The sequence below is a fragment of the Flavobacterium inviolabile genome (assembly GCF_013389455.1).
Taxonomy (GTDB): domain Bacteria; phylum Bacteroidota; class Bacteroidia; order Flavobacteriales; family Flavobacteriaceae; genus Flavobacterium; species Flavobacterium inviolabile.
Genome location: NZ_CP058278.1, coordinates 559,991 through 574,885, shown reverse-complemented (window position 1 = coordinate 574,885; position 14,895 = coordinate 559,991). Strand labels below are relative to the sequence as shown.

Genomic DNA, 14,895 nt, shown 5'->3' with positions numbered 1-14,895 from the left:
AGGTAGTGAAATAATCGGCAAATATAATTTAAAGTTAAACAGTTACAAACGATTAATTTTTAAATCGGCACCTTTTTTGCCGCTAACCGTAAAAATAACGGCAGCATAACACTGTTTCGCCCGGATTTGCAGGAAAACTGCCCGGCTCAACGGAGTATTAAGGCTGTTTTTTATGCCTTCGGAAAGCGTTAATGCTTTCCTGTAAAGCAGCTTAAAAAAGCTTTAAACATTTCTTAAGAAAAAGAATCGCTGAAAAATTCGTAATTTTGCGCCAAAATGTAGAAGATGGTCAAGATTGGCAACATAGAATTACCCGATTATCCGTTATTGCTGGCACCTATGGAAGATGTGAGCGATCCGCCTTTCCGCAGGCTGTGCAAACTTCATGGCGCAGATTTGATGTATTCGGAGTTTATCTCTTCGGAAGGACTCATACGCGATGCAATGAAAAGCCGTAAAAAACTGGATATTTTCGATTATGAAAGACCGGTTGGGATTCAGATTTTCGGTGGTGATGAAGAAGCCATGGCACTTTCGGCAAAGATCGTGGAAACGGTCGAGCCGGATTTGGTGGATATCAATTTTGGATGTCCGGTAAAGAAAGTGGTATGCAAAGGAGCCGGAGCCGGAGTGTTGAAAGATGTCGACCTGATGGTGCGCCTGACGAAAGCGGTTATTAAAAGTACCCATCTTCCGGTAACGGTAAAAACAAGACTGGGCTGGGATGAAGATTCGATCAATATTGATGAAGTGGCCGAAAGACTACAGGATGTAGGCGTACAGGCGCTGACGATTCATGCCAGAACCCGTGCCCAGATGTATAAAGGGCATTCCGACTGGAGCCATATTGAACGCGTGAAAAACAACCCGAGAATTACGATGCCTATTTTTGGTAACGGCGATATCGACAGTCCGCAAAAAGCACTGGAATATAAAAACCGCTACGGATTGGACGGTATTATGATCGGGCGTGCTGCAATTGGATATCCATGGATATTTAACGAGATCAAACATTATTTTAATACCGGGGAATTACTGCCAACGCCAACCATACAGGACAGAGTGGAAGCAGCAAGAAACCACCTTACCTGGTCAATGGACTGGAAAGGGGAACGTGTTGGTATTGTAGAAATGCGCCGTCATTATACCAATTATTTTAAAGGAATCCACGGATTTAAAGAATACCGTCAGAAACTGGTAACTACCGATGACGGGGAAACCTTATTCCGGATACTGGATGAAATCCAGGAAGCCTATTCGGATTATCAGATGTTATAAAAAAGGAGCAACACAGTTGCTCCTTTTTGTTTGTTATACTTCAATGCGTTTCCAGCGCCCTTTTTTATACAAAATAATACTGGCAATCGTGATCGCGGTTTCCGATACCGGAATGGCGATAAAAACACCGGTAGGACCCATCTGGTAGTATTTGGCTAGCAAATAGGCCAGTGGGATCTGGAACAGCCAGAATCCGAAAAAGTTTACCCACGTTGGTGTCAGGGTATCGCCGGCACCATTAAAGGTGTTGATCAATACCATCCCGATTCCGTAAAATACATAGCCCAGGCAGATGATGTGCAGAGCTTCAACGGCGATGTCTTTTACCTGAATATCGTTTGTGAAAAAACCAATGATATAGTTGGCAAATAAAAACGTAACTACGGTAATCGTTACCATAAATATGACATTATATTTTGCGGTTGTTAAAACCGATTTTTCAGCACGTTCCACTTGCTTGGCGCCCAAATTCTGCCCTACCAGGGTAGCGGCGGCATTACTTAGTCCCCAGGCCGGAAGGATAAAGAACATCATGATCCGCAAAGCGGTCTGGTAACCGGCAGAGCCGTGATCGCCTCCGGTGGTTGCAACCAGCTGTGCTAAAAAGATCCAGCTGCAGGATGCAATTACAAATTGTAAAACGCCCGGAGCGGCGATTTTAACTAAAGCTTTAATCTGCTCAACATCCGGAATAAAATAAGACGGGATGATTTTTAAAATACCTTTTCCGCGGAATAAATGATACAGCTGGTATACAACACCAAGGCTTCTTCCGGTAGTGGTGGCAATAGCCGCGCCGGTTAATCCGAATGCCGGAATGGGGCCGAATCCGTTAATTAATATCGGGCATAAAATGATGTTGCAAATATTGGCAATCCATAGACTTTTCATTGCAATCGCTGCATTTCCGGCTCCTCTGAAAATACCGTTGATCAGGAAAAGCAGCATGATGCATAAGCTTCCGCCCATCATGATACGGGTGAAATTCACGCCATAGGCAGCCGCTTCTTCCGATGAGCCCATCAGCAGCAGGATCTCTTTGGCAAAAATAAAGCCTAAAATACTGATAACGGTATTGATCGTTACGGCAATAACAATCGCCTGCATACCGGCTTTGGCTGCGGCAACGGGATCTTTTTCACCAATACGGCGTGCTACCACGGCTGTGGCTGCCATACTGATTCCGATGGCTAACGAGTAAATAATCGTAATTACCGATTCGGTAAGACCAACCGTTTGTATAGCATAGCTGCTGTGCTCCAGGTGGCCAACAAAATACAAATCGACTAACGCAAAAACGGATTCCATCAGCATTTCCAAAACCATTGGAATGGCTAACAGGATGACTGCTTTTTTAATGCTTCCGGATGTAAAATCGAAAGTTTCGTCGCCTTTAACGGCTTGTTTTATAGTACTGAAAATTTTAGAGAATAAACCTTGTGATATAGGGGTTTCTGTCATAACAAATTAGGATTAATGATTAATGAGCCCTGAGAATAGGGCGGAAAAAACAAATCGGAATGTCCTAATCAGCAATGGATACCTTTAGGACTGTACAGAAACAATCATCGGCTTTCAATTTTGAGAGTGACAAATGTACGATTTATTTTGTACGGCAATAATTATTGCAGTAATTTTTTACTGACACGGCTCGAAGCGATTAATGATGCCAGGAAGCCTAAAACCATAATGGTCAGTAAAACAATAAGGATGTTGGTAAAGCTGAAAACAACCGGATAAGCCATGCTTGGTGTAACCATGATCAGCGAGAACTGCTTTTGGAGAATGACAATTATAATTCCTAAAAGAAGTCCGATAACGCCTCCTGTAAAGGTGAGCAGGCTGCCCTGTAACAGGAAAATGCCTCTCAGATGCCGGATTTCGGCACCCAGATTAAAAAGGGTTTTCAGGTTGCCTTTTTTATCGAGGATCATCATGATTAAGGCGCCGACCAGATTGAATAAGGCTACAACAATTACCAGTGTAAAGATGAGGTAAACGGCAATGTTTTCGGTGTTCAGCATTTTGTATAAACTGTCGTTTAGCTGCGCACGTGTTTTTACGGTGACCTTGTTTTTAAAGATGGTTTTTAATTCGGCTATAGCCGCATCATCCGTAGTATTCGGTTTCAGTTTTACTTCCATTGCAGAAACCTGGTTGGGTTTGTATTGCAGTAATTCCTGTGCCAGGCCAAGGTCGGCAAAAACATATTTGTTGTCCAGATCTTCGTTAATGGCATAAATCCCGATGGGTACCAGAACCGCTTTGTTGAAAGCGTCGTTCGGACTTTCGATAGTGCCTTTTCCGGGTTTCGGGACAAAAACCTCGAAAGGATTGTTGTAATCGAATAGTCCCATTGAAAGCTTGTTGGTGATCCCAAGTCCTACCACTACCTGGCTGGTATTTGGATTGAGCCATTGTCCGCCGTAGAATTTCTTGTCAAAAGGATTGATGCTTTTAAAAATACTGTCCACACCTTTCAGGTAAGCCACCTGTTCTTTTCCGTTAAAATAGAAAAGAACCCGTTCTTCCACAACTTTACTGTATAAGGCAATGGTTTTGGAGTTTTTAAGCTGTGTGTCCTGTTCCGGACTGATTTCAAATGATTTTCCGGTGGTGCCCGATATCTTCAGATCGGGATCGGTATCATTCGCAAAGGAAAGGCTGAATTCCCGCAAACCGCTAAATACGGATAGCACAACAAACAGGGACATGGCGCTGACAATAATGCCCAGCGACGCAATCCCGGTAATAATGTTAATGGCAGTACTCTTACTGAAACTAACCGTATAACGTTTTGCTATGTAAAACGGGAAATTCAATTATGATTTCTTTCTTTTGATTAAAAGTTCCGGGTTTTCAATCGGGTTTTCTTCTCCAGTAAGGGCTTTGTCTATCTTTTCGATATAGTCAAGGCTGTCGTCGATATAAAAAGAAAGGTTCGGCACTTTACGCAATTGTAATTTTACACGTTGTGATAAGTCGTGTTTGATTAAAGGGGTATTGGTGCGGATCGCATTTAAAAGTTCCGGTCCTTTTTCGGGCGGGAAGATGCTTAAATATACTTTTGCGATGGATAAATCCGTCGTAACGCTCACTTTTGATACAGAAATAATTAGATTGCTAATTCCGTTTTTACGCACTTCGCCCTGCAAAATATCTACAAGATCTTTTTGCAAAACGGTTCCTATCTTTTTTTGTCTATTTGTTTCCATGCTGCAAAAATACGATTTTTTGAGTAGTAAATTTTTAAAGTTGCAGCCGGATAAAGTTTTTTATCTTTGTTTTAAGAATAAAAGCAGAATCTCCGGCGGGATTTAAAGAAATTTTTGAAATATTCAGATGAGAAAAATTGAACATATCGGTATAGCCGTAAAAGACTTGGAAGTGTCCAATCTTGTTTTTGAAAAGCTGTTTGGAGCTCCGGCTTACAAACAGGAAGAAGTAGCCAGTGAAGGTGTAAAAACCGCTTTCTTTATGAACGGGCCCAATAAAATTGAATTGCTGGAAGCGACCAATCCGGATAGCCCTATTGCGAAATTTATTGAGAAAAAAGGGGAAGGCATTCACCATATTGCTTTTGATGTGGAAGATATCGTATCGGAAATTGCGCGGTTAAAAGCAGAAGGTTTTACGGTGCTAAACGAGATCCCTAAAAAAGGGGCCGATAATAAATTGGTAGCGTTTCTTCATCCTAAGGGAACGAACGGGGTTTTGGTAGAATTATGTCAAGAAATTTCGAATTAAGCTTGCACTAAATAAAAAATAATAGTAATATTGCAACCTCAAAACCGGTCCTATAGCTCAGTTGGTTAGAGCACCTGACTCATAATCAGGTGGTCCCTGGTTCGAGCCCAGGTGGGACCACATATTTAAGACGTAAGCCCTTGAAAATCAAATAGATTTTTGAGGGTTTTTTGTTAGAGCTCGAACATATGCTCAAACTTTCTCCGAAAGCCTTGCCTGTATTGGGATAGATTGGAATCGGTTTTTACAGAAAACACTTTTTGAAGTGAAGACGTGATTGTTGTTTCAGTAAACTACATTTACTGTTTTTTTTCATTGTTCTACTTTGTCTAAAGAGCTTAAAAATATTTCCGAATTCATCAACTGCATATTTCTAATTCAATATATAATGTAGTCCCTTTAATAAAACTTTTATGAGTAGAGATAGTCGTATTTCGCTTTATTTATCTGATTTGCCATTAGAATCAGTTGTGAAAAAATTAAAAATATACAATCTACATTTGAAGAAGAAATTGTAAAAGATTTTAGAATCCCACTTTATTTTGTGCCAAAAACTATAGATGAATATCAGAAATCAAAAAAAACGTTCTCTAAACTATGCACAAGGTCAGAATTTAAGCAAGAGGTTTTTAGCATTTTAAGGAGGTTTTATATGAACGTGATATAGAGTGTTTTTTTTAATAATTCTTTTAATATAAATGAAAAAAAATCTTTTTGGAACTTTTCTATTATCCTTAACATTATTCACAAGTTGTAGTAGTGATGATTCAAACTCTACACCTATCGACCCTGTTGGTCAGAACAGGAAAATCCTCTTTGAGGTATCCATTGGAAACAGTAATGATTATCATCTGTTTGTAATGAATACTGACGGAAGTAACGGAATTCAATTAACCAACTTTACAAATAGCAACGGAATTTATACAGGAGATGCCTCTTGGAGTCCTGATGGCTCTAAAGTTGTTTTTATAACAGGTAAAGACAATGACGGAGGTAGTGGCATCTACATTATGAATTCAAATGGTTCGAACATTACAAGAATAAATCACACATTTATCGGAGAGGGAGAGCAAAATCCAAAATATTCTCCAAATGGCAATAAAATCCTTTTTGAAACACAAATCGGAAATGATTCCCATATTTTTGTAATGAACACAGACGGAAGTAATGAAATTCAATTAACCAATTTTACTAATACTGACGGAGTTTATACAGGCGATGCTTCTTGGAATTCTGACGGTTCTAAAATAATATTCCAAACCAACAAAGACAATGACGGAGGTAGTGGTATCTATGTAATGAACTCTGACGGTTCAAATGTAGTAAGAGTAAATCATAGTACCGTTGGGGAGGGAGAGCAAAACCCGAAATTCTCACCTGACGGAACAAAAATATTATTTGAAACTCAAATCGGAGATAATTCCCATATTTTTGTAATGAATGTGGATGGAACAAATGAAATTCAACTAACAAACTTCACAGATAGTAACGGGGTTTATACAGGAGATGCCTCGTGGAATGCTAATGGTTCTAAAATTATCTTTATAACAGATAAAGATAACGATGGTGGTAGTGGAATTTATACAATGAATACAGATGGTTCAAATTTAACAAGAGTAAACCATAATTTTATTGGAAACGGAGAACAAAATCCTGTTTGGAAGTAAGGGAAATTCTTATTTTGATTGTCTTAACTAAAATCCTCTAAAAATGAGGATTTTTTTAATTTATTACTATTTCAGAATAGTTAAAAAATAGATGAAGAACAGTAAAGTCTGCATTGTTTTTCTTCTTATGACCAGATAAGTAAGAAGCATCAAAACTGTCTTTTAATTTATATGGTTCTAACTGCTTAATTGTTACTATTTCCGTATTTGATGAAAGATTTTCGTTGATTTTTTCTGAAATTGATATATGATTTAAAGAAGAATTTTCTACAAATCCTAACTGCCCCTCAAAAGGAAGTCTTAATTTCGTATAATCCCGTTCTGCAAACTTTTTTGTGTCTTTGACATAGTCCGATACAGATGACACGATTCTTTTACATTCAATTGCAAAATATGGTTTAGTATCTTTACCCCAAGATTCTTGTTGAGCTTTATCTACTATATGTATGTCAATGGGGTCGTTATGTAAAACATTATCAATTAAACTACTGTATTCTTCAGAAGTCTCTTTGTTTATAGTGAATCTCTCTGTTCCCAACTCCAAAGACCTAAGTTCAGACTCTAAATAATCATCTACCAAGCGATTTCTTAAAAAGTCTTCTTGTTTTATTTTCCCTCGTTTAGAATAATCAAACACAACTCCGTCAGAAATTATTTTTTCATAGCTGTTGATTACACATACCAAAACTTCTTTAATTCGCTTTCGTGATAAAGATAATTTTTGTCTGTTTTTTATATAATTTGAAGCATCCAAACTCATTCAGCAATTCCATTTAAGTCATTTATCTCTGCTTTTTGAATAGCTTCTTTGAATTCTGCCACATCATACCAAGCCATTGCACGATGCCAGCATTTATATTCATTTGGCTTAATTATATAAAAGGAATCCTTTTCAAAACCTTTTATGTCCTTTTGAATAAATAAGTTCTTATCCGTATCGTGAGTGCTTACTATTTCAGAAACACTTAATGTATTCGCCAACGTTTTTAAAACGCTTTCTATATCTTTATTTTTTGAATAAATTATGGCCTCATTAGGCTTTTCGTCCTTCATTACAAAATTCATTGCAATAAAGTGTTTCAAAGGGTAAACCTCGACCTGTATAAATTCATCTGAATAAATATCAGAAAACTCGGTTAAGTAAACATCTGCGTATTTTTTGAGGAAATCTAAATCTTTATCAATAGCTTTAGTGTATCTATTTTGTTCACTCTCTTTAAATTGATATCTTGAAACATTTAAAACATAATCTATTAAATCTTTTTCGTAATCTTTTATACTATATATATTATAGATTATATCATTAATTTTACTTAAAACATCTTGGTTTATAGAAGGGGTGCTATCTTTTTGATTAGGAGACGTTAATTCGAATTCTGATTTATCTTCTTTAAAAGAGTTCTTATAAAATTCCTTTAACGGGTTTAATAATTCATTTACTAAATTGATTAATTGGTTACTAACTTCTAAATCAATTTCTATTATTGGAAAAGCGAGGTATTCTTCTTTCCACCTTGTTTGAGGTCTCGTAGCTACACCCCACCCACTTGATATAGAAAAAATGTAATATGTATATATGTCTGAAATTAAGTATGAGAATATCTGCTTTAATAATTCTTCATTATTAGAGGATATTCCATTAACCCCATTTTTATATACAGCTCTATTATCGCAATAAGAGATAACCAATTGAGACCAATTTTTAGCCTGTTCTTTAATAAGAATCTTTTTATTTAAAAACAATTGTCTGTTTCTTCCACTCTCATACCAAACATCTTCAGGCAATAAAACTCTATTATTATTGCTTATAGGAGTGAAAAAACAATTAATATCATTGTTTTCTACTAATGGTAATCCTATTAATTCTTCTGCATAATCATTTCCATAATTAGATTTTATACCAGCACCTCCAAACAATGTCGTATTATTAATTAGCTTCTCAAGTGCTTTTCCTTGTTGAGAAATTCTGTTAAGAAAATGATAGTCTAAAGTATTGCCATACAAAGCAACTTTAAACATCCATTGATTGTCAATAAAATATTTCTGAGAAATCTCTTTTTGGTCAAACTTTTCAATAACCAACATTTTGAAGTTTTTCAAAAAAGAATTGACTTTCAAACTGTGATGTTTTACAATATTAGTTAAGTGTTCATTCTCTTTTGATAATCTAAAAAAGATAATGGATGTAGGACTTTCTTGTGTTTCAAAAAGAGACTGTTTAACAGCAGATAAGTCAAAAAACTTATCAATGCAATACGTATGTAATACCTCTTTTTTAAATTTTCGTGTTGGTAAAGAAACATTATAAAACATTGTGCTTGTTAAAATCAAAGCACTTTTTGATTCATCAGACATAAAATCCTTAACTCTCAACAAAAAAGATTGAGCAATTTCAAAATACCCTACAGTTTTATTGTTGCCTTTTATCCATTTGGTGTGAATTAGGTCATCTTTTTTGCTTTTCCATGGGGGATTCCCTAAGACAAATTTTGGTTTTATCTTCTTTATTATTTCTTCAAAATCAGCAGGTTGTAACTCATTTTTATCATTTAATTTCCCAAAGAAGTTAGATTCAAAAAGATTGTTATCTATGAGCTTCGGAAATTGGTATATATTAATGTCTGCTGGTTCCAAATAGTCTAATAAAGCAATATAAATAGAGAAACAGGTAACTTTTAATGCTTGTGGATTAATGTCAATTCCATAAAGATTCTTTTCTGCAAAACTTTTAATTTTCTCACTAAAAAGTATTTTATCTTTATTTCCGTTTAAATCAATTTCTTTCTCAATCATTCTTCGAAGAGATTGAACGAGAAATATCCCTGACCCCACAGCTACTTCAAAAACGGTACATTCTTCTGGACTATTATTTTTCAGATATTCATCAACAGTATCTTTTAAAATATAATCAACTAAAAAAGAAGGAGTATATACTGCCGAGTCTAATTTTCTTTTTTCGTCATCTATCAAAGATTCATATATGCCTGAAATTACCTCTACAGGAATTATAGAGAAGTCAAAGATTTCAAAGAAAAAATCCTTAAATAAAGAATTATCTCCGTCTAACTCTCCTGCAAAAACCCCCGCTAAATAATCCGATTGACTTTGTGTTAATACAAAATCATTTTCTTTAAACAAAACACCATTAAAGCGATTATTTAGTTTCGTGAAAAGTTCATTTAGTTTTTGGGGCTCTCTGATAAGTTGAATAAAACTTTTACGTCTGTCATTCAAATTTTCAACATCCCCTGGTATTAGTGTGTCATCTATTTTAATCTTTCTGTCAATCAGATAACGAATAAAAATTATTCTTAAAATTAATGAGTTAGATTCATTATCATTTAAATTTTCATTATTGGTTAAATAATTTCTAACCTCTTTTATATTGCTGAAAAGACGCTCGTTTACTCTTTTTCGATGTGTTTTCCCTTTTTGTTTTTCGATGTATTCTTTTTGAAACCACTTCCAAGTATTACCACTCTCTAATTCCCAAATATTAAACAGTTCTTTTATTTTTTTGTCTGATAAATTGATTGGTTCAAGAGTATTTTCTTCTTTAATATAGTTTAAAGCATTGAACACTTCAATACCTGTATCTTTTATAAGAAAAATAATTGAAGTGTTATCAAAAGACCAAACTTTTTTATATAATGTATTAATGTTCCGACTACTCTGAATAGTAAGGTCAAAAAATAAAATAAGAGGCTGAGAATTAAAAATATAAACAGCATCAGGCAGAATAGATTCAATTCTTTGTTTTATATCTTTATGAAAATCAACCGCATAGGTGTTTTTATCCTTATCTCTAAAGACAACTTTCTCTTCTAATTTGAGTTGAGATAAAAAAATATGTAATTGACTATTTTTCAAAAAAAAATTTTCACAAATTTATTCCTTTTTAAGGAACTTTTCCTCTTAGGTCGGAAATATCTTTGACATAAAATCTAAATATACTAAAAAATTTAATTCTCAAAAATGGCATAAAAATTTGAGAAGATAATACAATCAACGCTCAAACCCATCTACATCTATTTAACTCTATAGGACTATAAAGTTTTAAAAGTGTTGTGATTGATAGTATGAACAACCACAGATGGCTACAAATGAATACATTATAAAAGATACAGGTGGGACCACAGGTTTTTAATGGAAAGCGCTACATTACTGTAGCGCTTTTTTTGTTTTTTACGGCAGCGGTATTGCACCTGCTGCTATCTGGATCGAAAATAGAATATATATCAGTAAATCCACAACAAAAAACTTAAAATCAATTATGTTAAAGATCTCGTAGCGTTTCAGGATTATTCAAAAAACAAGACCGATTTAACGACATCCGGTTTAGCAGCCCGCATTAAGCTAAATGCCAGACTGGAAGAACCGGTAAATAGGGACGATGTTAAGGTGGAATAATGGCTGCAAGGCGATTTTGTTGCGATTGCTTTTACGGCATGCTCCAATGTTGCGTCTACATGATGATTACAGCAATGATGTTTCACTTCCAGCATGGCGTCAATTACGCCGGCCGTACCGCAGCACAAACCGGAGGAGACATCTTCCAGTACGTCTGTTTTTTCGGCCTGTATGGAATCGGAGATCATTGCGTTGCTTTCAAAGGGAATGCCCAGTGCCTGGGCAATCGATAATCGGGATAAAATAGCTCCGGAGCGGCCGTTGCACCAACTCCAGTTGGTTTTCTTGTCGTGGTCTAAATGAAGGAAACGCGCATCGTCCCAGCCTTTTTCTTTTTCATTCCAGAAGTTATCGTCAAACTGCATGGCTTTTAAAACAATTTGTGCAGCGGCATCATCGCCTCTCAATGCTGCCCATCTGGCTAAAGCCATTGCTATTCCGGAATTTCCGTGGCTTACGTGTGGAAGCGGTTTGCCGTTTGGAACCTGCCAGTAAGCCTCTTCACTGTTGCTAATGACGTTTCTTTTTAAGGTGATCGCAATGTCGTCTATTATTGCCAGTAAGCGGGCATTCGGGTTTACTTTGTATAACGACAATAAGGACAGCAGTAATCCGGCGCGACCATATAAAACCTCATTCAGCACCTCTTTTTCGTTGATTTCAGGAGCATATTGTGTGGCAATGGTAGTCGCGGTGTTTAAAAGCTGATCGCTGTCTGCCGACTGGGCAATTCTTGTCATCGAGTAGAGGAGACCGCCGAGTCCTCTGGCGATTCCGGCACCCCGATGGACGGCAACAGGTTTTTCGCCGTTTAGCAAAGGATCAAAAACATTTACAGCCAGTTGCTGCCATTCCCGCTGACCGCCGAGACGCCCGGCTTCGGCTAAAACTAAAGCCGTTCCGGCAGCTCCCTCATAGAGCGATTCCCGGTCAATATGTGCCATGGTTGCAGCAAAACCGGGGGCATAACTGGTGTATACCCAGTGTGGCGCTTTGTTTTTGGAAATAGCGGAATCATAAAGCGAAGCGGCTATTTCAAGGCCGTGTTGTAATAAATCCCCGGATTGAAATGCAGTGGGTTTGTTGGTAATAACATTCTTTTCTCGCTGTAATAATCGTTCCTTTATACTGGTAACCTGCAGCATTTTGTCGAAACTGTCCATAGCCTGCCATCGGCTTTTGGCACAGTCTAACGGAGTGGACAACAATGCCGATGCTTTGTATTGCAGTACATTGGAAGGCAGTTCAAAAAGAGGAATATCCCCGCCCAATATACTGTTCAGTTCGGTTTCCAGCAAGCCGTCTATAGTGTCCATTCTTTGACAGGATGTAATTTCCAGATCGGTTTTTATGAGCTCTTTACGGGCTTCATAGTCGTTTAAAACCTCCGGACTCAGGGAACGGGATAATATGTTGGTATAATCCATTGTTGGTCGTGCCAACATCCGGATTTTAGCGGTTTCGAAATTTTTTAAAAAGCCGTCATCGGAAAGAAAATCGTCTTTGTGCTGTTCCAGATACTCATAGGTAGCGGTAAAGCCATTGATGATTTCATCAAGATAATCTTTTGGCAGCTGAACGGTGCCGTTTAAATAAGGCAGGTTCGGAAAAGAGGAGGCTTTTACTTTGATAGGTCTTATTTGCAGGTCGTCGCTGTCTTTTGCGCAGGGAAGCATATCGTAAAAAGACTCCAGGCCGTAAGGAACCAAAGCTCCGATTTCATGCTCTGCCTGAATGTCTTCATTTTCTTCATTTTTTAATGGTGATTTCATGACCAAAGGAAGGATTCCCAATTCTAAAACGGATTCCTTTACGTCTAAACCTTCGAGCGACAGGTTTCGTTCGAATTTTAGCCGGTCTTCACCGCTTTGGGAAATGCCGAGGCGTGCGCGGAATAAGGGTTCGGCATCAATAACAACCGGATGAGCACCGGAAACGATGATGTTTTCATGATGCAGATCGCAGGTGCCGATCACGTGTGCGATAGCCAGGATGGCGCCGTATCGTTCGTAGCACAATTGTATCTCATCGGTATGGGAGCAGTCTTCGGAGCCGATAAACTCCATAAAGCCGTAACCATCGCCTTTGATGATCTTAGGGACAAGCACTGCTTTTTTCATCCGGGTATTCAGGACTTCGTTTACAATGGCATTCCAGCCTTCTTCTCCGTCAAGAGAACGGGGTTTGTATACTATTTTTCGATCGCCAAAAGACAAAATAGCGGCGGTTTGACCGTTATTGTGTGCGTCGGATATTCCGAATTTTGCCGATTTAAGATTTCCTAATGCTGTTGTTGTGATGCCCATCAGCCGGGCGATTTCTTCATGATGCAGTGCAATGCGTTCCAGCATTATGCGGGTGTTTTCCAGCCAGTTTTTCTTCGTCAGGGCGACTAAGCGGCCTAATTCGGGATACGGTCCTTCTGTTGAAAGTAATTTCAGGGTTTCTTCCCAGTTAATGTAAGCATCCAGAATGGTTCTGGAGCTCCCTGTTGCCGCTTTTCCGGGTGCTGCTTTCCTGGGTCTCCATAAAGGGTTTAACGCCAGGTGAAAACTGGAAAAACGCTGCAGGATGGTAAGATTGGTAAGCCGCGCCAGGTGCTGCTCGTAGCATAGGATAAAGTCGGGTAAGGCACTTTTAAATAACGCTGTAGAAATGCTTGTGGTGGCAACCAGTTCTTTTTCGGCAGTTTCCAGTAATTCCTGGAATAATTCCGGTACTATGGGAGATCGGGCCAGTACACCGGCTTCTTCCATGTCAATACAGGTTTCTTTTGGTACAAATTTTTTTGTAACAAGCATACTATAGGATTTTAAAAGTGAGTAAAGAGAAAGCGAATAAATGAGGTTGTTTTCACAATGGAAAACAACCTCATTTGAATACAATATAGATATTACGGAAAAGATTTTCTTTTCCGTGTTTTAGCTCAGGTATAATTAACAATGCGATGCCGTTAATTATGCACAAGTAAGAGAAGCTAAAGAACCTGCACAAATCGGAGAAGTTGGTGTACATGTAGTACATTCCCATGTAGAGGCATTGGATGCTTTTTGTAAAGGTGCTTTAGATAGATCGCTTCCTACAAATGGTAATAAAGCAAAAGTGTGGCTCTTATCGGTATCTTCAACAACATTTAGCGATACTCCAGCCGGAACGTCTATTCCTCTTTCTTTAAAAACAACTTCCGGCTCGCTTAATAAGCGTTTTCTTAATTGTCCGTTAGTTGCACTTTCGATTTTTAGTTTGTCTAATTCGGACAAAGCAATAGTTTTGGGCCAATTCATAATTGTTATTTTTTAATTGTTTTTACCTACTCTTATTAGCTTTTCGGTTTCCGCTTGTCAAAAAAATGAAGCTTCGGAATGACACTACTAAGTAAGGATTAAAAATGTGGTTAAAAAAGGGTGATATTACGGGTTTTAAAAACTAAGTAATTTTACCTTATAATGTTGTTAATCAGTATTTTGTTTGGTTGTTTTTGCCGGTTAACAGAGTGTAATGAAAGGCTGCTGTAAAAAGGAATAGCCCCGGATTCAGGCGGTTTTTAGGGCAGCTCGGATTTTATAACCTTTTTGAGATTTCTTTGTTTTGAATACGATAGTTGAAGTATTTGAAATAGATCTATTCAGTCTTGGATTAAGAATGTTAAAAGAGTTCTGAACATTTTCCGGATTTCAATAAGGAATTTGCCTTTAGTATTCGATAATGCATTCCGATTTTAAGAAAATAAATTTATTTGACAATAATCAGTGGAGTACTGGTTTGAGACTAAGTGGTTCCTCAGGTTTTTAAT

Annotated in this window: 10 protein-coding genes and 1 tRNA gene; 4 read left to right on the top strand and 7 right to left on the bottom strand. The window is 37.5% G+C overall.

The features are described 5' to 3' along the window. Nucleotides 1-285 precede the first annotated feature (285 nt). Nucleotides 286-1,278: a tRNA dihydrouridine synthase DusB gene (gene dusB / locus HW120_RS02565; protein ID WP_177730495.1), complete on the top strand. Its 993-nt coding sequence runs from the start codon at nucleotides 286-288 to the stop codon at nucleotides 1,276-1,278. A gap of 33 nt (nucleotides 1,279-1,311) precedes the next feature. On the opposite strand, the gene HW120_RS02560 is transcribed toward dusB, so the two are convergent. The 3 genes from HW120_RS02560 to rbfA form a co-directional block, all read right to left on the bottom strand. Next, the gene (locus HW120_RS02560; protein WP_177730493.1) at nucleotides 1,312-2,739 is read right to left on the bottom strand and encodes an MATE family efflux transporter; all 1,428 of its coding nucleotides are present in this window, start codon (nucleotides 2,737-2,739) and stop codon (nucleotides 1,312-1,314) included. Between the two features lie 161 nt (nucleotides 2,740-2,900). Beyond that, nucleotides 2,901-4,100, bottom strand: coding sequence for an ABC transporter permease (locus HW120_RS02555; protein ID WP_177730491.1), 1,200 nt, complete (start codon nucleotides 4,098-4,100; stop codon nucleotides 2,901-2,903). After that, entirely contained in the window at nucleotides 4,101-4,493 is a 393-nt protein-coding gene (rbfA, locus tag HW120_RS02550) for a 30S ribosome-binding factor RbfA (protein ID WP_177730489.1), read from the bottom strand. Nucleotides 4,494-4,620: 127 nt separating this feature from the next. Between rbfA and mce the strand changes: the two genes are divergently transcribed. The 3 genes from mce to HW120_RS02535 all read left to right on the top strand — a co-directional run bounded on the left by mce (nucleotide 4,621) and on the right by HW120_RS02535 (nucleotide 6,692). Next, complete coding sequence (gene mce / locus HW120_RS02545) at nucleotides 4,621-5,025, top strand: methylmalonyl-CoA epimerase (RefSeq protein WP_177730486.1); 405 nt, start codon at nucleotides 4,621-4,623, stop codon at nucleotides 5,023-5,025. 46 nt (nucleotides 5,026-5,071) lie between these two features. Then, nucleotides 5,072-5,145: transfer RNA gene (locus tag HW120_RS02540), tRNA-Ile, on the top strand. Nucleotides 5,146-5,723: 578 nt separating this feature from the next. Then, a complete protein-coding gene (locus tag HW120_RS02535) occupies nucleotides 5,724-6,692 on the top strand; it encodes a DPP IV N-terminal domain-containing protein (RefSeq protein WP_177730484.1) in 969 nt (322 codons plus the stop codon). A gap of 55 nt (nucleotides 6,693-6,747) precedes the next feature. Here the strand turns inward: HW120_RS02535 and HW120_RS02530 are convergent, their stop codons facing one another. The 4 genes from HW120_RS02530 to HW120_RS02515 all read right to left on the bottom strand — a co-directional run bounded on the left by HW120_RS02530 (nucleotide 6,748) and on the right by HW120_RS02515 (nucleotide 14,386). Next, nucleotides 6,748-7,452, bottom strand: a complete 705-nt coding sequence (locus HW120_RS02530) for a hypothetical protein (RefSeq protein ID WP_177730482.1) — start codon at nucleotides 7,450-7,452, stop codon at nucleotides 6,748-6,750. Then, on the bottom strand, nucleotides 7,449-10,562 hold the full coding sequence (locus tag HW120_RS02525) for an Eco57I restriction-modification methylase domain-containing protein (RefSeq protein ID WP_177730481.1): 3,114 nt from the start codon (nucleotides 10,560-10,562) through the stop codon (nucleotides 7,449-7,451). The genes HW120_RS02530 and HW120_RS02525 overlap by 4 nt, the downstream gene beginning before the upstream one ends. Nucleotides 10,563-10,993: 431 nt before the next feature. Beyond that, nucleotides 10,994-13,903, bottom strand: a complete 2,910-nt coding sequence (gene lanM, locus HW120_RS02520; RefSeq protein ID WP_177730479.1) for a type 2 lanthipeptide synthetase LanM — start codon at nucleotides 13,901-13,903, stop codon at nucleotides 10,994-10,996. A 156-nt stretch (nucleotides 13,904-14,059) separates the two neighbouring features. Then, nucleotides 14,060-14,386: a hypothetical protein gene (locus tag HW120_RS02515; protein WP_177730477.1), complete on the bottom strand. Its 327-nt coding sequence runs from the start codon at nucleotides 14,384-14,386 to the stop codon at nucleotides 14,060-14,062. Between the last annotated feature and the right edge of the window lie 509 nt (nucleotides 14,387-14,895).